This is a genomic window from Bacillus sp. C-3-6 (assembly GCF_054509685.1).
Map to the genome: position 1 here is coordinate 2,378,054 of NZ_CM137247.1, position 21,889 is coordinate 2,399,942.

At 32.0% G+C, this 21,889-nt stretch carries 19 protein-coding genes and 6 pseudogenes; 17 read left to right on the forward strand and 8 right to left on the reverse strand.

The window, feature by feature from the left end; all coding sequences use genetic code 11:
* Window positions 1-15: 15 nt before the first annotated feature.
* The 3 genes and pseudogenes from ACW0JX_RS12110 to ACW0JX_RS12120 form a co-directional block, all read left to right on the forward strand.
* On the forward strand, window positions 16-1,956 hold the full coding sequence (locus ACW0JX_RS12110; RefSeq protein WP_071730016.1) for an AMP-binding protein: 1,941 nt from the start codon (window positions 16-18) through the stop codon (window positions 1,954-1,956).
* A gap of 335 nt (window positions 1,957-2,291) precedes the next feature.
* A complete protein-coding gene (locus tag ACW0JX_RS12115) occupies window positions 2,292-2,507 on the forward strand; it encodes a hypothetical protein (RefSeq protein ID WP_000236250.1) in 216 nt (71 codons plus the stop codon).
* 45 nt (window positions 2,508-2,552) lie between these two features.
* Window positions 2,553-2,789, forward strand: a pseudogene (locus ACW0JX_RS12120) (hypothetical protein); the annotation flags it as partial.
* A gap of 66 nt (window positions 2,790-2,855) precedes the next feature.
* Here the strand turns inward: ACW0JX_RS12120 and ACW0JX_RS12125 are convergent.
* The 3 genes and pseudogenes from ACW0JX_RS12125 to ACW0JX_RS12135 all read right to left on the reverse strand — a co-directional run.
* A pseudogene (locus ACW0JX_RS12125) lies at window positions 2,856-2,912 on the reverse strand (exosporium leader peptide-containing protein); the annotation flags it as partial.
* Window positions 2,913-3,109: 197 nt separating this feature from the next.
* Entirely contained in the window at window positions 3,110-3,478 is a 369-nt protein-coding gene (locus ACW0JX_RS12130; RefSeq protein WP_000526886.1) for an FtsB family cell division protein, read from the reverse strand.
* A 392-nt stretch (window positions 3,479-3,870) separates the two neighbouring features.
* Window positions 3,871-4,281, reverse strand: a complete 411-nt coding sequence (locus tag ACW0JX_RS12135) for a hypothetical protein (protein ID WP_175056335.1) — start codon at window positions 4,279-4,281, stop codon at window positions 3,871-3,873.
* A gap of 563 nt (window positions 4,282-4,844) precedes the next feature.
* Here ACW0JX_RS12135 and ACW0JX_RS12140 point away from each other — a divergent pair.
* From ACW0JX_RS12140 to ACW0JX_RS12155, 4 genes and pseudogenes are all read left to right on the forward strand, one after another.
* Window positions 4,845-5,201 (forward strand): hypothetical protein, encoded by a 357-nt coding sequence (locus tag ACW0JX_RS12140; protein ID WP_000535577.1) that lies wholly within the window; start codon window positions 4,845-4,847, stop codon window positions 5,199-5,201.
* 105 nt (window positions 5,202-5,306) lie between these two features.
* On the forward strand, window positions 5,307-5,840 hold the full coding sequence (locus ACW0JX_RS12145) for a GNAT family N-acetyltransferase (RefSeq protein ID WP_459245710.1): 534 nt from the start codon (window positions 5,307-5,309) through the stop codon (window positions 5,838-5,840).
* Window positions 5,841-5,885: 45 nt separating this feature from the next.
* Window positions 5,886-6,455, forward strand: a complete 570-nt coding sequence (locus ACW0JX_RS12150) for a hypothetical protein (protein ID WP_459245711.1) — start codon at window positions 5,886-5,888, stop codon at window positions 6,453-6,455.
* A 51-nt stretch (window positions 6,456-6,506) separates the two neighbouring features.
* A pseudogene (locus ACW0JX_RS12155) lies at window positions 6,507-6,724 on the forward strand (DinB family protein); the annotation flags it as partial.
* Between the two features lie 396 nt (window positions 6,725-7,120).
* Here the strand turns inward: ACW0JX_RS12155 and ACW0JX_RS12160 are convergent.
* Window positions 7,121-7,258 (reverse strand): DUF3956 domain-containing protein, encoded by a 138-nt coding sequence (locus tag ACW0JX_RS12160; RefSeq protein WP_000376554.1) that lies wholly within the window; start codon window positions 7,256-7,258, stop codon window positions 7,121-7,123.
* Between the two features lie 165 nt (window positions 7,259-7,423).
* Between ACW0JX_RS12160 and ACW0JX_RS12165 the strand changes: the two are divergent.
* A pseudogene (locus ACW0JX_RS12165) lies at window positions 7,424-7,534 on the forward strand (DinB family protein); the annotation flags it as partial.
* Between the two features lie 61 nt (window positions 7,535-7,595).
* On the opposite strand, the gene ACW0JX_RS12170 reads toward ACW0JX_RS12165, so the two are convergent.
* From ACW0JX_RS12170 to ACW0JX_RS12180, 3 genes are all read right to left on the reverse strand, one after another.
* Entirely contained in the window at window positions 7,596-8,612 is a 1,017-nt protein-coding gene (locus ACW0JX_RS12170; protein WP_459245712.1) for a D-alanyl-D-alanine carboxypeptidase family protein, read from the reverse strand.
* A 175-nt stretch (window positions 8,613-8,787) separates the two neighbouring features.
* Window positions 8,788-9,945: a sensor histidine kinase gene (locus tag ACW0JX_RS12175; protein ID WP_459245713.1), complete on the reverse strand. Its 1,158-nt coding sequence runs from the start codon at window positions 9,943-9,945 to the stop codon at window positions 8,788-8,790.
* Window positions 9,935-10,630: a response regulator transcription factor gene (locus ACW0JX_RS12180; protein WP_001038809.1), complete on the reverse strand. Its 696-nt coding sequence runs from the start codon at window positions 10,628-10,630 to the stop codon at window positions 9,935-9,937. The genes ACW0JX_RS12175 and ACW0JX_RS12180 overlap by 11 nt, the downstream gene beginning before the upstream one ends.
* 192 nt (window positions 10,631-10,822) lie before the next feature.
* Between ACW0JX_RS12180 and yqeK the strand changes: the two genes are divergently transcribed.
* From yqeK to ACW0JX_RS12220, 8 genes and pseudogenes are all read left to right on the forward strand, one after another.
* Window positions 10,823-11,431, forward strand: a complete 609-nt coding sequence (gene yqeK / locus ACW0JX_RS12185; protein WP_459245714.1) for a bis(5'-nucleosyl)-tetraphosphatase (symmetrical) YqeK — start codon at window positions 10,823-10,825, stop codon at window positions 11,429-11,431.
* A 31-nt stretch (window positions 11,432-11,462) separates the two neighbouring features.
* A pseudogene (locus ACW0JX_RS12190) lies at window positions 11,463-11,813 on the forward strand (DUF3885 domain-containing protein); the annotation flags it as partial.
* 150 nt (window positions 11,814-11,963) lie between these two features.
* Window positions 11,964-12,269, forward strand: a pseudogene (locus tag ACW0JX_RS12195) (DUF3885 domain-containing protein); the annotation flags it as partial.
* Complete coding sequence (gene mtnN / locus ACW0JX_RS12200; RefSeq protein ID WP_459245715.1) at window positions 12,266-13,003, forward strand: 5'-methylthioadenosine/S-adenosylhomocysteine nucleosidase; 738 nt, start codon at window positions 12,266-12,268, stop codon at window positions 13,001-13,003. The pseudogene ACW0JX_RS12195 and the gene mtnN, both read left to right, overlap by 4 nt.
* Before the next feature lie 16 nt (window positions 13,004-13,019).
* Entirely contained in the window at window positions 13,020-13,655 is a 636-nt protein-coding gene (locus tag ACW0JX_RS12205; protein WP_459245716.1) for an SDR family oxidoreductase, read from the forward strand.
* Window positions 13,656-13,735: 80 nt separating this feature from the next.
* A complete protein-coding gene (locus ACW0JX_RS12210; RefSeq protein ID WP_000617068.1) occupies window positions 13,736-14,584 on the forward strand; it encodes a GNAT family N-acetyltransferase in 849 nt (282 codons plus the stop codon).
* Between the two features lie 191 nt (window positions 14,585-14,775).
* The gene (locus tag ACW0JX_RS12215; protein WP_065483701.1) at window positions 14,776-15,150 is read left to right on the forward strand and encodes a hypothetical protein; all 375 of its coding nucleotides are present in this window, start codon (window positions 14,776-14,778) and stop codon (window positions 15,148-15,150) included.
* Window positions 15,151-15,324: 174 nt separating this feature from the next.
* Complete coding sequence (locus ACW0JX_RS12220) at window positions 15,325-18,006, forward strand: M4 family metallopeptidase (protein WP_459245717.1); 2,682 nt, start codon at window positions 15,325-15,327, stop codon at window positions 18,004-18,006.
* Between the two features lie 332 nt (window positions 18,007-18,338).
* Here the strand turns inward: ACW0JX_RS12220 and ACW0JX_RS12225 are convergent, their stop codons facing one another.
* Window positions 18,339-19,565, reverse strand: a complete 1,227-nt coding sequence (locus ACW0JX_RS12225; RefSeq protein WP_459245718.1) for a helix-turn-helix domain-containing protein — start codon at window positions 19,563-19,565, stop codon at window positions 18,339-18,341.
* Between the two features lie 593 nt (window positions 19,566-20,158).
* Here ACW0JX_RS12225 and ACW0JX_RS12230 point away from each other — a divergent pair.
* Window positions 20,159-21,820 carry a SpaA isopeptide-forming pilin-related protein gene (locus ACW0JX_RS12230; RefSeq protein ID WP_459245719.1) on the forward strand — a complete coding sequence of 554 codons (1,662 nt, stop codon included), beginning with the start codon at window positions 20,159-20,161 and terminating at the stop codon, window positions 21,818-21,820.
* The last annotated feature ends 69 nt before the right edge of the window (window positions 21,821-21,889 follow it).

Consider the following 21,889-nt stretch of genomic DNA (forward strand, 5'->3'; position numbering starts at 1 on the left):
AAGGAGGGGAAAATATTGAAACAAGCAGTTTGGTTTCCAACAGAAGAGTACAAGGAAAAAACACGTTTATATAGTTGGATGAAATCATTGGGATATGAAGACTATGAAACTTTTTATAATAAATCTATTGAGGAAACAGCTTGGCTTTGGGGAGAGGCAGAAAAAGCAGTTGGCTATCAATGGATGAAACCTTATACAGAAGTGTTAGATTTAGAAAATGGTACACCGTTTGCACAGTGGTATAATGGCGGAACATGTAACGTTGTAGAATCAGCTTTATCCCGCTGGCTTGCGGATGAAGAGACAAGAATACAGCCAGCACTTCAGTACGAAGGAGAAAATGGAACTTCAAAATCATTTACATATGAAGAGCTTGATAACTGGGTAAGCCGTGTTGCCAATGGTTTGAAACACGCGGGTATTGAAAAAGGTGACCGTGTAACAATTTATATGCCGATGATTCCAGAAACAGTTGTTGCGATGCTAGCTGTAATGAAAATTGGAGCAATTATTTCACCAATATTCTCAGGCTTTGCGTCTGATGCAGTTATGACACGTGTGCAAGCGGCGGGTTCAAAAATGATTATTACTGCAGATGGATTTTCACGCCGCGGTAAAATTGTTTCTTTAAAAGATGAAGTAGATAAAGCTTGTGAACATTGCCCAACTGTTGAAAAAGTTGTTATCGTTCGTCATGCAGGAAATGATTTTACACCACATAACTATGACTTTTCGTGGAGTACGCTAGAAAAAGAAAAACCATTCATACATGCCGAGGAAATGCAAAGTGATGATCCATTAATGCTCATTTATACATCAGGGACGACTGGTAAGCCGAAAGGAACAGTACACACGCATGCAGGATTTCCTTTGAAAGCAGCTTTTGATGCAGGATTTGGAATGAATATTAAACAAGGTGATCGTGTATTATGGGTAACTGATATGGGCTGGATGATGGGGCCGTTTCTATTATTCGGTTCACTCATTAATGGAGCAACGATGGTTATGTACGAAGGTGTTCCAGACTTCCCAGAAGCAGACCGGTTATGGGAGACAGTTGATAAATATGAAATTACTCATCTAGGTATTTCGCCAACGTTAATCCGAGCATTAATGGCAAAAGGTGATGAGTATGTCAATAAACATTCTTTAAAGAGTTTGGAAGTATTCGCATCAACAGGAGAACCTTGGAATCCTGATCCATGGATGTGGCTGTTTGAAACAGTTGGAAAAGGAAATGTTCCAATCTGTAACTACTCAGGTGGAACTGAAATCTCTGGTGGGATTTTCGGTAATGTTCTTATTAAGCCAATCGCACCGATTAGTTTTAACGCATCTTTACCAGGAATGGCAGCTGTCGTGCTGGATGATCAAGGTAAACCAATTCGAGATGAAGTCGGAGAATTATGCTTAGAGAAACCTTGGGTAGGTATGACGAAAAGCTTCTGGGAAGATGATGAACGTTACGTGAACACATATTGGTCGCGTTTTGAAAATAAATGGGTCCACGGTGACTGGGTCATTTACGATGGTGAACAATATATCATCACAGGGCGTTCAGACGATACGTTAAATATTGCAGGTAAACGTATTGGACCTGCTGAATATGAATCTATTCTTGTGAAACATAATGATGTAATCGAAGCTGCTGCAATTGGTGTACCTGACGAAGTAAAAGGTGAAGTTTGTCATTGTTTTGTAGTGTTAAGAGATCATGTAACATTCACAGGAGAATTAAAGAAAGAATTAATGAGTTTAGTAAACTCTCATATTGGAAAAGCGTTGTGTCCTAAAGACATCCACGTTGTAGAAGATTTACCGAAAACACGTAATTCTAAAGTAATGCGCCGTGTTATTAAAGCAGCTTACTTAGGAAAAGAATTAGGTGATTTATCATCGCTTGTAAATCCTGAAGTAGTTCCGTTTATTCAGGGGTTACAGTCTAGTAAATTATAAAGTTAGCAAGGAGTTCTATATAAATAGAGCTCCTTTTTTATGTTTATAAAAAGAAAAGAAGTGAATTTGATGAAGAAGAAAAATTTTACTATTAGTGTTAAGTATGTCTGTTTTATAATTTTTATTAAAATACGATACTGTAGCATCTTTATTCATTAGAGTAATTAAATTTTGTTAAGGATGAAATTCAATAAAAGCGTTATTTTAATAGATTGTTACAAAATTTAATTTGAAAGGCACATCCAAATGATAAAAAAAGAGCACTATAAAATCAGTGCTCTTTTTATTAGAAATTGCTTAGTTCTTAAAAATAAAATCTTTACGGACAATTCACAATGGTAATAATGACGCTAGCCATTGTTCCAGGAGAATCAAGAAGTGAAGCAGTAACGGTTACTGTTCCAGGCCCATTAGCGGCTAGAAATACAGCGGTAAAGTTACCTGAGGCATTGGTAATGACAGCAAGAGGAACCATGAAAGCAAGAGATGGGTTACTAAACGAAAAACTGACCACTACCCCTGGAGTAGGAATACCGTTTACTAATACTTGACCCGAAAAAAATAAAGTATTATTTCCTTGAGTGGATACACATGCTGTGGTTTCGTTAGAAGTCAAGGTAATAGATGCAGGTCCAGCAGGAAGATTAAATCCAGTTGGTCCAGTTGGTCCAGTTGGTCCAGTTGGTCCAGTTGGTCCAGTTGGTCCAGTTGGTCCAGTTGGTCCAGTTGGTCCAGTTGGTCCAGTTGATCCGGTTGGTCCAGTTGATCCAGTTGATCCAGTTGATCCGGTTGATCCGGTCGATCCGGTTGGCCCAGTCGGTCCAGTTGATCCGGTTAATCCAGTAAGCTCCTGTAGAACCGGTGGGACCGGTAGGGAATTGAAAAGGTTGAACAGGTGGAAGTGTAGGTCCAATAGAACCCGGATTAAGTGCAGCAAAAGATAAAAACTCGTCCATTATTTATCACCTCTAAAAATCGTATTACTAATAGTAAATGTAATGATAGAGCAAAGTGAAACGGACAAGCGGTTTTATTTTAACAAATTAAACAAAGTAGTTATATGATAGAAAGAGAGATTAGTATGATTCCTTTAGAAATTAAATATAAAAAGGCGATTATCTTCAAATCGCCTTTTAGGTAATGCCGTGTAATTTTATTCAGTTATTTGAAATATAGTTTCATTCGGTTTGGAAAATCCATACAGTTTCCTTGCGAATTTTAAAATTTCTTCTTCACTACTTGTTAAAGCCTTGACATCCTTGTTAAGGGAATGACCATCCTTCTTTACAGAAGATAATTTTTGTTGTTCCGTATTAAGTGTGATTTGTTTTTCTTTAATCATTTCTTGTTGGTTATTCAGAGAATATTGAAGGACAAAAATTATAGGTAATATAAAAGCCAAAGTAGTTATAATACGGCGTCTTGTTTTTTTAATACTACCTTGTTGGGTATTAGGATTCACTTGCTGTGAGGGTATATTAGGATTTGATTGGTGTGATGATACTTTTGGGATGTTTCCCATTAAAATGCCTCCATTACTGATTGTCGAATTTAAACCGTTTAATAGTATTATAAATGTTCAATAAGGATTTTAGAAGATATTTTAATATAGGTGAGTTTTGTAAAGTTTAAACAAAATCTTTATTTAAATAAAAGAAACCCCGCTTGTCTCTCGGGTTTCTGAAGGCAATGAAAGTACTCGACTAATTAAAGATTCCATGAATTTTTTGGTGAAAATACTGGTGAATTCGTCTGAATTAATGAGGGCATCTAAAGCTTTATACGTACGTGAAGTAATTAAAAATCGATTTATAAGAGTTAGCTTGTTTTTTCTTAATAGCCCACCTAATCAGTAAATACATATGTCTGTTGAAATCTTTACGTGTTCATTGATAAAAAGCTGACTATATTCAGTCAGCTTTTTGTATAATACATTCTAGTATTTATCGGTTCCAAAAGACATATTCTTTCCTTTACGTTGACATTAAAAATATTACCAATTTTTTCTTTTACAATGGCAACAAATAAAGAAACATTTACAACGACACTTATTTCGTTTAGAACTCCAATCATCATCACGATGACACTTTTCTTTAGATTTCCACCAATCATCATTACAATGTTTTTCCTGAGAACTCCAATCGTCATCACAATGACACTTTTCTTTAGATTTCCACCAATCATCATTACAATGCTTTTTCTGAGAACTCCAATTATCATCACAATGATGCTTTTCTTTAGATTTCCACCAATCATCACAACAATGCTTTTTCTGAGAACTCCAGCAATCATTTTTCCAGGACATTTATTTCTACCTCCTTTCAATAGTGTTCATATTATTCTATGTTTTAATAAAAAAATGGCTTGTTTATTAACCTACTATTTTATCTTTATATGATAGAGTGTCTTCTACTCGATATAGAATTCATACAAACTATGCTAATTTTTAAGAGAAAGTGGAGAGAACTACTACTAGTTATGGTATTTTTCAATAAACACTTGTTGAAGAAAATGTTCTGATTACAAATAATATCTTATTTTCGAGTACGCTTTTTAAATGTATATTTCACAATGAAAAATGGCAAATCCACAAATAAAGTCTATGTATATGTGAGTTAATGGGAAAATCTAGTGTGTTTTTAAGGGGCGTCTTATTTAAAAGAAAAAAGGTTTGTTTTAGAAAGTGGTGTCTAAACATTAAATGGAGTAGGACTAAATTCACGGCCGCTCATTAAAAAGCTTTTAATTAGGAGAAGTCTGTTTTTATAATGAATAATGAAAAGAAAGTTTGGTACAATTGTTTGTTTTTTTCTTTTTATGTGTTTGCCTCGTACCCTTTTAAGCTAGTGGACATACTTTACTAATAGAAAGGATTAGGGGGTGAGGTATTGGGTTCTCGATTTAATAATTGTAAAAAGAAGTGTACATGTAAACAAGATGATTGTTGGGAAGTATTCGAAGAGTGTAAAAAAGAACAGCATGAGAAATGTGATAATTCTTGTGTACAAGGAATTAGAGATGAACTTAAGAAATTAATTAATCGAACAGTTCAAATTAATACAGAGGGACGTACTTATGTAGGTACTGTTTCGTCTGTAAGTTGTGATGTAGTTAGGCTTGCGGCTATTCCTGGATCGGTTGGAGTAATTATTTCCATTTGCAAAATTGAAGCAATTTTCCCACCGGTTACAACGGTTACTGCTGACTTTGATTTTAATGGTATTGATGTAGCAAACAAAGCATAATTATGCTGTTTTTTTGTAAAGCCATTCACATGAATGGCTTTATTTTAATTTTATATAAAAGGAGAATATATTCTTTATATAGAAATAAGTTTGAGGTTATAAAGCATGATGTACGAAAGGAGCAAGGAAGTGATTAAACTAGAAAGCTTTAAGAAATCTGATTTTAAACAATTAATAAATTGGATTAATTCCGAAGAATTTCTAATACAATGGTCAGGAAATGCATTCACATTTCCTTTAGACGAACAGCAATTAGAGAAGTATATAGAAAGTGCAAATACACTCGCTTTCAAAGTGGTAGATGAAGAGACTTCAGACGTTATTGGTCATATTTCGCTTGGGCAAATAGATAATATTAATAAGTCCGCTAGAATTGGAAAAGTATTAGTTGGTAATACGAAGATGAGAGGACGTTCTATAGGGAAACATATAATGAAAGCAGTACTTCATATTGCTTTTGACGAATTAAAACTACATAGAGTAACTCTTGGTGTGTATGATTTTAATACATCGGCCATTTCATGTTACGAAAAAATAGGGTTTGTAAAAGAAGGCTTATTAAGAGAGTCAAAAAGAGTAGGAGAAACGTATTGGAATTTATGGGAAATGAGTATGTTAGAATATGAATGGAAGAGGTAGCAACGATAGTAATTTATAATTATATTATGTTAACAAAGGGGCTTGGTGGGTATAGTGGATAATAAAATAAAAATAATTTCAATTGCAGCTGTTTCGGGGGGAGGTAAAACTACAATTACAGAAAGATTAAAGCATAAGTTTAAAAACTCAAAAGCTCTATATTTTGATAGTTATACATTTGATAACTCTCCTGCTGATATTTGTAAATGGATTGATGATGGGGCGAATTACGACGAGTGGGTATTAACACCATTAATTCATGATATTGAGCAACTTATACAAAATAATACCTTAGACTATATTATTGTAGATTATCCTTTTGCATACTTAAATAGTGAGATGCGAAAATTCATTGATGTAACTATATTTATTGATACGCCTTTAGATATTGCGATGGCTAGAAGGATTTTGCGAGATTTTAAGGAAGGTACAATAGATGAAATACATAATGATTTGGAACATTACATGACATATGCGAGAAAAGCTTATTTAGAGGCAATTCATACTGTTAAGCCGAATTCAGATATCATATTAGATGGTTCTTTATCTGTAAGTGAAATAATTAATCACGCTGTCGAGGAACTTGGCCGAAGAGAAGTGATTGTCAATGGTTAAATGTATAACAGATGCTGTTAGGTAGATAATTAAATTAAGGGAGAGATAAATGTGTACACTTTATTTCAATATAATTGGCAAGTAAGAGATGATTGGTTTAAGTGGTGTGAACAACTTTCAGAGGAAGATTTACTTTGCAAACTGGGGGTATGTTAAAAACATGATTTCATATTGTAGATGTAGAGTATAGTTGGATTAGTGCTCTTCAAGGATAAGAAGATAGAGAACCGCAATTTAAAGATTATCAATCGATTCAAAAAGTGAAAGCGTGATCTGATTTATATAAACGAGAACTTGAAGTTTTTTTGCAGTCATGATCATCTAGCCTAGAATGCTAGCACACTTAAAATAAGCCGTATAAAAAGTTAATCATTGGTGCTTTGATTCTATAACGTCGGCGAAATAAATAGTGTGAAGGACAGATATTCTAACAAGTATTTTATGTAACGTTCGTATATTTAAATTTTCTTGTAATTAACCGAATTCTAATTTTTTAGAAACGGATAATGAGGTATGGGTGTTGATCTTTTTTATTGAATAAAATGGATTGATTTTTCGGATTTTCATTACAAAATAAAAATTTAAATTTTGTTAGTTGTTAAAAAAAAGATGAGAAGAAAATAGAAAAAGAGGGCTAATGCCCGCTTTTTCTTTTAATTTGGTAATTAATCACAGATTGGTATCCCAAGCACTCTTAGAGCTAATGCTACTTGAAGGGAAATCTCTAATCTAGCAATTTCAATACCAGCTACTGAAAGAACTAAAAAAGGTTGTCCGTTTACAAATACAACACAACTATCCATAGTTAAGCCTCCTTTCTAGTAATCTACTATAGTATATGAGTAGAACTTTAAAGTGTAATAGTTCAATTGTTGGATTTAATAGAATTAATAGATTAACCCATTTAAACTAAACAAACGAATACAACGAAAGGAAAGAGAGATGGATGTATGCCTCAAAAAACATAGGTTTTAAGACATGTAATCGTACATGAAATCCATCATATTGGTCAGCTATCTATATGGGCGAGGGAGTTAAACTTGCAACCAGTTTCAGCAAATTTGATTGGACGAGGATGATAGAATTAAAAACCGACTTGCATCTCAAGCGCAAGTCGGTTTTTATATATAAGAAGATTTCTTAATTGAAATCCTCGGATTTTTTCTGACGTATATGTAAAAACATTAAGGTGGTAATGATTAAGAAAATCATTATAGTTTGTATAATTAAGTTTTTAAACTGAAGCAATATTGTCCAAGATGTAAGGGTGTCTTTAAAAGCTTGGAGTGCAGAGTACGAGGAAGGATCAAAACCATACTGTAGCAACTTTTTTGTTTCAATAAATGAGATGTTTTCTTCATCTGCATCTAATATTACTGAAATTAGTCTAGTATCTCCTAGTTTTGCTGTACTGACAAAACTATAATTACCGTTAGTTGAAAAACTAGTTTGTAAGCCATCAACACCTTGAAGTTTAATGTTTTCATTAAGGGAATATATCATTTTATTCGTATTGAAAACCTGGGAATCTTTGAAGGTAAATTGGTAAGAGGTTAGTTTCGTAATATTCAATACATCTGGAAAATCTTTTACTAATCGTGCAGCTAGTTTAGCTGCGTCTATTGCTGTTGTAGTTGATTGTTTATTTGTATCATGATTAATTCCAGTAGAGTTTAGAAATGGAGATGGTTGTAATAAATGTAGTTCTTTTGCTTTTTTATTCATTAATATTGTAAAGTTATCTTCAGTTCCAGCAATGTGTTCTGCTAGAGCGAGTGCAGAACTATTATTCCCTGCCAGTAGCAATGCATGAAGTAAATCACGAACCGTTGTTTTATCATTCGATGTTACTTGTATAGGGCTTGTTTCTACTCGGAAAACTTCGTTACTTATTTGTACGAAGTCATCTAACTGTATTTTTCTATCATTTAGTTGTTCCAATACGATATATTCCGTCATTAATTTAGATAAAGTAGCTGATTGTACTGGGGTTTCTTCATTTTTTTTATAAACAATTTCACCTGAATTAGCATTTATTAAAATAGCTGATTTAGCTTGAATAATCGGACCATTTACATAAAGATAAAAATATAAAACGATAAGTGCAGTAATGAAAAAAGATAATAATAAAATAGCGAATTTTTTTAAGAATTGCATAAGTGATCCTCCTATTATGACATCAATAATAGTATTGTAAAAAGGAATGCTTAATTAGGAAGAAAGAAAAGGTAAAGAATTTCTAAAGAATTATAAAGGATTATTAAATTTAGGGAAATAATAGAAAAAGTTCAATTTCTTGTATGATAAGAAATTGAACTTTTTATTTGTAATATTAACATTTGTATGGAAGTAGTTTTACAGTGAATGTTGTTTTTTCGTCATCACTATATACTTCAATTGTTCCTTTATGCAACTCGACTATACTTTTTGCAATTGCTAATCCAAGTCCAGATCCACCAGTGTTTGTAGAGCGAGATTTCTCAACGCGGTAAAAACGTTCAAAAATATGAGGTAAATCCGTACTAGGAATAGGTTGTCCGTAATTTGTTATATCAATTGTAATCATATTATTGCTTTCATAAGCAGTAAGGTCAATATAGCGACCTTCGCTTCCATAAGCGATAGCGTTTATAATAAGATTTTCAAACACACGCACTAATTTGTCACCATCAGCTAATACCATAAGCTTTTGAGGCGGGAAAGAAGGCCGACATTCTATATTAGCTTCTTGAACCTGTATGCGGAATTGAACAGTTAATTGTCCAAGTAACTCTACAATATCAATAGGAACAGAATACAAGCTTAATTCTTTATTTTGAACACGTGTATATTCGAACAAGTCATTCATTAATGCATTAAGACGAGTTACTTTATCGTAAATGACTTGAATATAGTATCGCAATTCCACTTCATCTCTATAATTATCATGATGGATTAAATTTACGTATCCAACTATAGAAGTAAGGGGGGTGCGTAAGTCATGTGATACATTTGTAATAAGTTCACTTTTTGCTTGTTCCGCTTGTCTTTCTTCATCAATTGAGACTTTTAATTGTTCAACAATTTCATTGACCCCGATTGCTAATTCTTCTAGATAATTATGATTTACAATAGAAACTTTATGATTGAAGTTTCCATTTGCAATATAACGAATTTCTTCTATCATTTTTTTTATACAAGTTTCATAATAAAGTTTTTTCTCGTGACGATAAAAAATGTAAAGATAGGATGAAAAAATAGAAAATAAAAACAAATAAGATACAATCATCATCCATAAAGACTCTTTAATCCCTTTATACTTTTCATAACCAAAAATTCGAATGAATTCTTTACCGAGTTCAGTTAGAGTAAGTGAACTCTCAATTACACTCGTAACGAGGCGATAAATAATTAGTTCAGTAATAGGAGTGAGTGTGATAGCTAATAAAAGCCAAAAAATAAGTTTCCATTTAGGAATATCTTTTAATATATCAAATGCTTCATTTCTCAATTTTATAGCCAACTCCCCAAACAGTATGAATCAATTTTTCTCCATTCATTACTGTTTCAAGTTTATCTCGTAAGTTGCTAATATGGACCATTACCGTCTTATTTGAACCATAACCATCTTCATTCCAAACGCGTTCGAAAATTTCTTCTGAACTAAATACTCTTCCTGTATTACTCGCAAGTAAATATAAAATATCGAATTCAATAGAGGTTAGTTTAATATACTCTCCATTTACTTTAACTGTATGATTATGTTTGTGTATTTCAACAGAGCGAATACGAATAATACCATCTTCATTCTTTTGCGAAGTAGCATTTTGGAAAGAGGATCTTCGTAATAAAGCTTTCACTCTAGCTACTAATTCTAATGGATTGAATGGTTTGATCATATAATCATCGGCACCTGTCATAAGGCCTAATATTTTATCCATATCTTCTGCTTTTGCACTAAGCATTAGAATTGGTACAGTATTATTTTCACGTACTTCCTGACAAACTTCTAATCCGTTTCGTTTTGGCATCATAATATCCAAAATCATAAGGTCAACTTCATATGTAGAAACCTTTTGCAATGCTTCATCGCCATCATAAGCTTTATAAATGTTATAGCCTTCATTTCGCAAATAAACAGCAAGTAATTCAACAATTTCTTTATCATCATCAATAATTAATATGTTTTTATTCATTGTGTAGTTCCTTTCCTTACAAATCATCAACATTACTATAATATCAAACATTTATGTACTTGTAGCGATGATTCTGTATAAAATTTCATGTAACGTATTAAAAAGGAGTAAAAAGATTAATATCGAATATAAAATAAAAAGGATATTTAGATTCTATATTATAATGTAAGTTAGTTATAAGGGGGATTTTCTATGTTATATAATGATATATATTCATTTACTCCAACTGGAAAAATAGAAAATGATATTAAAGCCTTTCTACTAAAATATAATAAAGAGTTTACATATAAACATTCAATTCGTGTGGCAAATGAGGCAAAAAAGATTGCAGAAAAGTTTCACGTAGATAAAGAAAAAGCAGCAATTGCAGGATATTTACATGATATTAGTGGCATTTTTCCGAACGAGGAGAGGATTGCAGTTGCTGAAGAGTTTGGGGTAGAGATAGTGGAAGCAGAAAAAAAGTTTCCTATGATTATTCATCAAAAATTATTGAGAGTAATCGCAAAAGAAATATTTAAAGTAGAAAATGAAGAAATTTTAAATGCAATTTGTTGCCATACAACGTTGCATAAATATGCAACGAAGATGGATTTAGTATTATTTGTTGCAGATAAAATAGAATGGGATCAAAACGGGACACCACCATATTTAATAGAAATAAAAAAAGGATTGGAAAAATCTTTGGAAAAAGCAGCTTTTGTATATATTTCATATTTGTGGGAAAGGAAAGATACATTGAAAGTTATACATCCGTGGCTAGAAGAAGCATACTGGGATTTAAAAGGAATTTTACAGTAGAAAGGACAAGGAAATGTAATTAAAAGAATATATGAATCAAACATTTCCAGGAGTTACATTAGGACCCTACTTATATTCTCAGTGGGGAAATCATTTACATTTTGATTTCGGAAAAGATAAATATCAAATTGTAGAAGGAACCAACGATTTAAATATGGAATACTTTTCTCAACTATATACATATAATAAATTCTTATTTGAAGACATATTTTCAAAAGAAGATGTAGTGTTTGTAGTGACAAATGTTTATAGATTTAAAAAGGAAAACATAAAAACTCCACAGAAAATAAATGTATACAATAAATATATTAAGAAAAGAGATTTAAGATTTCATATAAGACAAGAAACGTTATCGTTTCTATTTGAAGATGAAGAAGCAGATTTATCCCGCATTAACGGGCAGTAAGACCCCCACCTCAAAATTCAGCGAAAGCAAAGAAGGTAGGTGGGAATCAACTGCCCCTAAAAGCCCGATTGGTTCAACTAATAATCAGTGGGGATGAACAAAACCCACACTGATTAAAGTTTCACTTTATATTGTACATATCATTTTTCTTTAAAATGTCTTGCGGAAGATATTAAGTATGAATCGCTTATACAAGCTGCTAATCATGAGCATTTCTCTGCTCTGTATCCTCGATTTGGACGAAAAAAAGAAATTTCTTATCCAGATGTATTTCTCATAAATGAAACGAAAGATATTGTCATGTTTATGTATGATGATAGAGGATGTGAAGTAATTGCGAAGAATAAAGAAATAATACGAGATTTATATAAGAAATACAAAGAATGGATTCCAGATTATGAACGAGAAAGTATAGATAACTTATTTAAATGACAATAGGGGAAGTGAAGCATGTAATGAAACGTATTGCAATTGTATCTGCATGGGAACCAGAACTGACGTATTTGCATCAACATTATCCGAGTGAACGTGTTGAAAAAAGAGCAGCTTGGGAATTTCATTTTCATACTATTAATGAGCTGGAAATTATATCAGTTGTTACTGGTGTCGGTAAAGTAAGCTGCGCTAGTTGTGTACAATTGTTAATTAGTGAGTTTCAGCCAGATGAGTTGTTTATGACAGGAATATGCGGAAGTTTATCAAACAAGGTGAAAAATGGTCATATTGTAGTGGCACTAAACGCAATACAACACGATGTTACTGCAGCTGGCTCAGGGGAAGATGTTTTTAATTTATATAACGGTAGAACAGCACCTATTGAAACAACAAAATCACTTGTAAGAAGAATAAAAAAAATACGATCATATGATCCGATACATTTCGGTACATTTTTATCTGGAGATCAACGTATTCGTAGTTCAGAAATGAGATATTTACTCCATACCGTATATGGAGCATTGGCAGTTGATCAAGAAGTAGCAGCTTTCGCCTATGTGTGTCAAATAAATAAAAAACCATTTCTATGTTTAAAAGCTGCTTCAGATCAGGCTAATGATAAAACGAAAGAGGAACAAAAAATCTTTAAAATGCTAGCATGTGAAAGAGCATGTGAGCATTTAATTGCTTTTTTACGTGTTTATGAGATTAATGTAGTAAATAATAGATAGTTAGAGGGTTTTAAGCTTGGAAACTACAAATAAAATAGCTATTTTGGGTGCGAATGGAAAAGTCGGGAAATTCCTCATGAATGAAGCGGTAGAACAGGGATTTCAAGTGAAAATATTAACGAGAAATTCTAAAAATATGCCGATAAATAATGAGAATATAGAGGTTATCATTGGAGATGCCCGTGATTTTTCTTCAATCCAGGAATTACTTCAAGGTTGTAGAGCTGTGATTAATGCTGTCGGTCAACCGAAAAATGAATCTTATATTTTTAGTACAGTTACAAAGCATATTTTAAAAGTAATGAAGGAATATGAAATAAAACGTTATATTCTTATTTCTGGTGGCTCTATAAATGTTGTTGGAGATCAGAAAGGGATTGTAAATAAAATGGGGGCTAACTTGTTTAAATTATTTTTACCAAAAATGATGCAAGATAAATATAAAGAGTTACAAATTCTCCAAAGTAGTGATGTAGATTGGACGGTTGTTAGATTACCATTTGTTATAGAGGGGAATGGTATAGGAAATATAAAAGAGAGTTTAGTGGATATGCCAGGAATTAAAATTCAAAATGGAGATATTGCACTGTTTGTTATAAAACAAATTAATAGTGGGTTATATGTAGGGAAATGTCCGTTCATTTCAAATTAAGAGCTGAAATTTATAATAGATGGAATATATTATATGGGTACATGTTGCGGTTAATACAAGCAATTGGAGGGCAATTTTATATGATTCAATATAAAAGATGTAGTGAAGTAAATATTGATTTAGTATATGAAGCTTTTAAAGATGGATTTTCCGATTATATTATTAAGATGGAAGTTTCAAAAGGTGATTTTATACACCGTTTTTTGGGACCAGAAGGTAATTTGCTAGAACATTCTTTTCTTGCTTTAGACGGTGACAAATCAGTTGGCGTAATATTAGGTGGTATAAAGGATTATGAAAGTATAAAGACTATGCGCTGTGGAACATTAGCGGTTCATCCTAATTACCGCGGTATTGGTGTGAGTCAAAAATTATTTGAACTGCATAAAGAAGAGGCGATTCAACATGGATGTAAGCAACTTTTTCTCGAAGTCATTGTAGGAAACGACCGAGCGATTCATTTTTATAATAAGTTGGGCTATGAAAAAGTGTACGATCTTTCTTATTATAATTTAAATGATTTGACTAAAATAATGAATAAAGATTGTAAGGATATTGAAGTAAAACAATTAGAATTTCCAACTTTTAAAGATGAAATTCAGAAATGGTTAAACTTCCATATAAATTGGCAAAATGATGTTGATTATATCGAAAAAACAAATAATGTATTTTATGGTGCATATGTCACTAATGACTTAAAAGGCTCTCTATGTGTAAATGAACAAGGTAAAATTAGTTTTATTTTCGTAGATAAAGATTATAGAAATATTGGTGTTGGGATGAAATTATTAGAAGTAGCAAGAGAAGAATTACATTTATCAAGTTTATCAATTGGGTTTCCTAACAATAATTTACTGGAGGGTTTTTTAAAGAAATGTAGATTTGAAAAGAATTCTTTAGCACAATATGAAATGTATTTATTACTCTAAGAGCGGAAAGATTTATTCTTTTCGCTTTTTATTTTGCTGCTATGTTGGTAAATGCTCCGTAACTATAATTTATAATGCGAGGGAGTTTGTTTATCCTTAAGTTATTTTTTAAATTGTCAATTTCATACTAATAATTTTCTTTGTATAATATTCTAATTTTATGTAGAATAGATACGATGGGAGGGGATGAAATGAATAATGGATTAAAGTTTAAGATTTTTGAATTGCATTGTCTCGTTCAAAAGACTTATTCTGATATTAAAATGGCATGTGATATTGCTATTTATCAAGAAAACACTTCTAAATATTTAATTTCATTAGGATTTTTAAATAAATCATATATGACTTATATAGAAGCAAAAAGATTCTATCGCGAAAATGAAGAGCTTGTAAGTGTAGAATTTGATAATTTCTTTGATATGTATGATAAATTAGAAAACGAATTAAAACAAGTTATTTCAAATGAAGATAAAAATCCTTCATCGCTACATAGCAGACTTGATCAGTTTCAGCAGAAAGTTGAAAATATAAATGACCTAATAAAAGTATTGCAAAATGCTCGTTAATGAATGCTTTTTTCTTTTTGTATAGAAATTATGTATTAAAAACATTTTAGGGATATTACATATTGAAGAGGTGGCTTTTGTAGATTACAAAAGTCATCTTTTTATGTTAGGAATAGATTGTATACATTTTAGCAGTTTCATATAAATAATAGAAATTTATACGAGGTAAATATCATGGGAAATAAAAAAGAAATAGCTATAGTTGCATTAACAACAGGATTCGTTTTAACAAGTGTAACACCATATGGAGTAGGTCATGCAGAGGAACCTGGTCAAATGCAAGTTGAAATTCAAGAGGATTCGTTCCGTACAGGTGATCTGACACAACCATCAAAAAAGGCACCAGAGAATGTAGTGAAAGATGCACTTAAGGAAAATACGGAGCATGCTTTGTCTCCAAAACAAGTTAGTGCAGAAACAGGAGTAGATTACAAGGTTCTTCAAAAACGTGGTTCTTATGATGGAACTACACTTGTGCGCATGCAACAAATATATGAAGGAAAAGAAGTATATGGCCACCAGTTGACTGCTCACGTAGATAAAAAAGGTATTATTAAAAGCATTTCAGGAGCTAGCGCACAAAATTTAACACAAGAAGATTTAAAGAAACCTATTAATTTATCAAAAGAAGAAGCAAAACAATATATTTATAAAAAGTACGGAAACGATACTAAATTTATTTCTGAGCCAGAAGTTAAGGCAGTTATTTTTGTTGATGAAAATCATGGGCAGGCTAGCAATGCATATCAAGTTACATTTGCTGCTACAACACCAAATTATGTATCTGGAACTTATTTAGTGAATGCTCATAATGGTGAAATGTTAAAAGATATGGTACAAGAATCAAGTTTGAAAATAAGTGAAGAGTATGTTGAATCCGTTAAGGAAAATAAAACTAGCAATTTTACATCATTAACTGGAACAGGAAAAGATGATTTAGGCGTAACTCGTACATTTGGTATTTCTAAACAGACCAGTGGGAATTATGCGCTTGCTGATTACACAAGAGGACAAGGAATTGAGACATATGATGTAAATTATAGAGATATTACAAATGAAGAAAGTTATTATCCTGGTATACTAGCAACTAGTGTTTCAACAACATTTAATGATCCAAAGGCGGTAAGCGCTCATTTCTTAGCAACAAAGGTATACGATTTTTATAAAGAAAAATATAAGCGTAATAGTTTTGATAATAAAGGAAAAAAAGTAGTTTCAGTTGTACATGCATGGGATTCTGGAGGAACAAATGATCCTGAAAATTGGGAGAATGCATTTAGTACTAATATTAATAACATTAGTATGCTTTTATATGGAGATCCTATGGTAAAAGCATTCGATATAGCGGGTCATGAATTTACACATGCAGTTACATCAAGCGAATCTAACCTTGAATTTTCAGGAGAATCTGGGGCAATTAACGAGGCATTATCGGATATTATGGGAACGGCTATAGAGAAATACATAAATAATGGGGAATTTAACTGGACAATAGGAGAGCAAACTGGATCGACTTTTCGTAATATGAAAAATCCAACTGCAATTAATTTTTCAGAAGGACTACCGTATCCTGATGATTATAGTAAATATAATGATTTAAATGGAGAGGATTATGGAGGCGTACATTTTAATTCAAGTATTATTAATAAAGTTGCGTATTTAATTGCACAAGGTGGTACTCATAACGGTGTAAATGTAAATGGTATTGGTGAAGATAAAATGTTTGATATTTTCTATTATGCAAATACTGATGAATTAAACATGACTTCTAATTTCTCTGAATTGAGATTGGCATGCCTTACAGTTGCAACTAATAAATATGGAACGAACTCAATTGAAGTTCGAACAATCCAAAATGCTTTTGATGCGGCAAAAATTACAGGAACAGTGAAAGAAAACGAAAAAACAGTAGAAAACCAAGCTCCAGAGTTAACTGTACCGATTACCATTACACTACGTGTAGGAGATACGTTTGATCCAATGAGAAATGTAAAAGCTGTTGATAAGGAAGATGGTGATTTAACAAATAAAGTAAAGCATAAAGGCGATGTAGATACTTCAAAATCAGGTACATACATTATGGAATACATGGTTGTTGATTCTCAAGGGCGGAATGCAACGGCAACACAGACTGTAATTGTAGAGAAAAATGGAGAAACATCAGATTTAGAACCTGAATTAACAGTGCCTGTTAGAGCGACAATTCATGTAGGAGATTCATTTGTTCCAATGGCAGAAGTATTAGCTATCGATAAAGAAGACGGTGATCTCACTTCTAAAATCAAAGTTGATGGTGAAGTAGATACATCTAAAGCCGATACTTACATATTAACGTACACGGTTACAGATTCTAAAGGTCATGAAGTAACGGCAAAGCAAACTGTAACGGTCAAAGTTAGAGAAGAAGTTAAAAATGATAAACCAATACTAAAAGTACCTGCTACAACTTCAATTACTGAGGGTGATCAATTTGATCCGTTGGTAGGAGTATCAGCTACTGACAAAGAAGACGGTGACCTTACTTCTAAAGTAGCGTATGAAGGAACTATAGATACAACTAAAGCTGGTACTTATGAAATAATATATAATGTAAGAGATTCCGTGGGTAATGAGGTAAATACAATACAAAAAGTATTAGTGAAAGATAAAGAAACTAGCAAACCTAATGGTCTTGCTAATAAGACAAATAACAATAATATCTCAAATAACAGTAATACCGATAAAAAAGAATGTACATATAAGGAGCTGCCAAAGACGGGTGTAAGTACAACTAACAGTGCAGCAATCGGCATATTGATGATTATTGCAGGTACAGTACTCACTTTGATTCGCAAATTTAGAAAGATACAAAAATAATAGTAGGGATTATTCGTTTGAAGAAAAGAGTTGAGTATTCAAAAGAAATAAAGTAGAAAGTAAATAAAACGAAATATGGATTTTTTACTTATTAAGATTTTAATAGTTAAGCGGTACATTTGGCTTTTATAAAAATTTGCAGTTGGATACTATTCTGTCTACAGAACTATATTACATATAAAACACGTTACTATTCTCATTAAAATAAAAGAATAGTAACGTGTTTTTTGATTTGAAAATAGCATAAATTCTATAGCTCATGAATATAGGAGTACTTCTAATTTGCCATTGATAAGTTACTGAAAACACTTTGTTTTAATGGAAGTGTCACGCTAAATGACAACATGAGATTTTCGGTATTTACCAGGTGTTTCATTGGCGAATTTTTTAAAAATTTTAGTGAAATAACTTTGATCGCTAAAATTAAGCGAAGCGCATATGTCTGATAAGGGATAGGTGGTGAAAGTTAATAATTTCTTTGCTTCTTCGATTCGTTCACGTTGAATGTACTCAATTAATGAAATACCGACTTCTTTTTTAAATAATATAGATAAATAATCTGAATTCACATTTGCAAATTTAGCAAGTTGTTTAACAGATATTGGATTGTAAATGTTTTTAAAAATGTAGTTTTTGCAAATAGCGATAGTCTGTGAATGTTGCTGTGTTTTTTGTGCCTTTACACGGTCTGCAAAGGTACAAAAAGCATTTTTTAATAAATCCCAAACAGATTCTTTGTCTTTTAAATCTTCTATTCTTTGAATATGTAAATCATAAATTTTGTAAGCAATCCCAGATGGAAGTCCCCCTTTTATCGCATATCTAGTAGCGAGCGTGATGGATGAAATACAAATGTTTTTATGACGTCTTAATTGATGGAATGAAGATAAAGATGAAAGAGTCTCTTGTTGGAATTCGTAATAATATTTGAGTGCGGTTTCTTTATCCCCGTTTTCTATAGAACCAAGTAGTTGCTGCTCTATATATAAATTATGATAAATGGATTCGTCTTTTTGCATTGAAATATATACATCTTCGTTTAAGATTCTGCTATGACTTATATGAAGTGAGTCACTGTTATTTGAAAATGTGCTTACATCTGAATTTTTTTTATAGAGAATGTTATAGAACAATATTGCTATATTTACAAAGAAATTTTGATCTTTGACTGACAATGAAAAATAATGGTCTCTTGTTCTTTTATAATTTGGAATGAAATTAAGGTTACTATCCGTTTTACTTGTAGAAAAATTTACATGTGCCAAGGGCCCAATAATAACAGTACCGTTCACGATATAATCGCTCTTTATGTGAATTAAAATAAAGTGCCCTAGATGTTCGTGAGTTCTGAAGATGGGGGAATTATATGTATCATTTCTCTGAAAAAGCACATGTAACTGTTCTATTTTTGATGTATACAACGAGTGTGAATCATTTTTTGATGTGAATTCTAAAAGAATATTTTTGTTACAATCTAAAAAACAAACTGGAATTTCAAAAGATTGGAAAAACATATTGCAAATGTACTCTATCTCAACTAGACTGAGCTTTTTAGTCATATTCTTCCTCCTTACAGTTATGCGTAATAGTTAAATAAACATATATTCCTTTTTTCATAAGTAGAAACGGAAAATCTTTATTAATAAAAAATATAAATAAAAGTTATAAACTTCTAAGAATAATACCATAATTTAACATGAATAGCACATATTATTTGAATATACAGGTAATAGTTTTGGGCAGTAGCGTAAAATATGAATCGTCACACTTATTTGTTGGTTATTACTTATATGTATTAAAAAAATGATTAAGATTGGATTTTAAATAGGGATAGGAAGTGAGAAATTAATAGATTGACAGTAAGTGACTAGTCAAAATTAGCAGTGAAAGCTATTATGTAACAAATGTAATGATTCTTGAAATAGGGTTATAAGTGTAATTTAGGGGAGAAAATTACATATATCATGTGGAGAGACAACGTAATAATAGAAGATAAGAAAAGTGAATAAGTGATTGTAAACAATGGATTGTTGGACGACTATGTTTTATGTTATTCGTTTAAATCTGATACTTGGCACACTATTGCTTTTAAGAAGGTAATAGTAATAAAGAGATTTTTAAAATGATAGAAGTAGTAAAGGGGATAAGAGAAATGAAAAAAATATTTAGTGTGCTTTTAGGGTTTTTCTTAACATTTTCTACATGGTCTAGTGTATTAGTAAAGGCGGATTCACCATCTAAAGGTACTTTAACGATTCATAAGTATGAACAAGAAAAAGATGGAGCGCAGGGACTAGAAGGTGACGGTTCTGCAAATCAAGAGGTGCCAAAAGATGCGAAACCATTAAAAGGTGTAACGTTTGAAGTAAAAAGGGTTGCTTCTTTTGAAAACATTTCAAACGATGGGAAAATCGTAAAAGAAGACGTGAAACCTGTAATGGGAGCCACTCCAAATCAAGTAGTAACAGATGATAACGGACAAGCTGTATTAAAAGATCTTCCGCTAGGACGTTATGAGGTGAAAGAAGTGGCAGGACCTCCACATGTGAATCTAAATCCCAATACGTATACAGTGGATATTCCATTAACGAATAAAGAGGGTAAGGTGCTAAACTATGATGTTCACATGTATCCAAAAAATGAGATTAAACGTGGTGCAGTGGATTTAATAAAAACTGGTGTAAATGAAAAAGCATTAGCAGGTGCAGTATTCTCTTTATTTAAAAAAGACGGTACAGAAGTGAAAAAAGAGTTAGTAACAGATGCTAATGGTCATATTCGCGTGCAAGGATTGGAGTATGGAGAATACTATTTCCAAGAAACAAAAGCTCCGAAAGGCTATGTAATAGATCCAACTAAACGTGAGTTTTTTGTTAAGAACTCCGGAACAATTAATGAAGATGGAACTATTACTTCTGGTACAGTAGTTAAATTAGAAGTGAAAAACTATGAAGAACCAACAATTGATAAAAAGATTAACGGAAAATTGGGAGCGTTACCAATCAATCCGTTAACTAATTATAATTATGATATTAAAACATTAATTCCAGAAGACATTAAGGAATACAAAAAATATGTGGTAACAGATACTTTGGATAATCGTTTAGTGATTCAAGGAAAGCCAATCGTGAAAATTGATGGAGCAGAAGTAAATGCAAGCATTGTAGAGGTAGCTATAGAAGGTCAAAAAGTAACAGCTACAGTAAAAGATTTCACAAAATTAGATGGTAAAAAAGAATTTCATTTGCAAATTAAATCTCAAGTAAAAGAAGGAGTACCATCTGGTTCGGAAATTTTAAATACAGCAAAAATTGATTTTACAAATAAAAATGATGTAATTGGAGAAAAGGAATCTAAACCTGTAGTTGTTGTTCCAACAACTGGAATAATTGAGTTAACAAAAATTGATGGTGCTAATAAGAATAAATTAAAAGGTGCAGAGTTTGTACTTAAAGATAAAAATGGAAAAATAGTTGTTGTAGCAGGAAAAGAAGTAACAGGTGTATCAGATGAAAATGGTGTTATTAAATGGTCTAACATTCCATATGGAGACTATCAAATTTTCGAAACGAAAGCTCCAACATATACAAAAGAAGATGGTACAAAAGCTTCTTATCAATTATTAAAAGATCCCATTGATGTAAAGATTAGCGAAAATAATCAAACGGTTAAATTAACGATTGAAAATAATAAAAGTGGATGGGTTCTTCCGGTAACGGGTGGCATAGGAACGACTCTTTTTACTGTAATAGGTCTTACGTTAATGGTTACAGCGGCATTTGTTTTCTTTAGAAAAAAGTCTGCTAATAATTAAGATTTTAGGAACATGTAACTATGGGAAAAGGGGAGAAGCAAAATGCTTCCCTCTTTTCGATATTTAAGC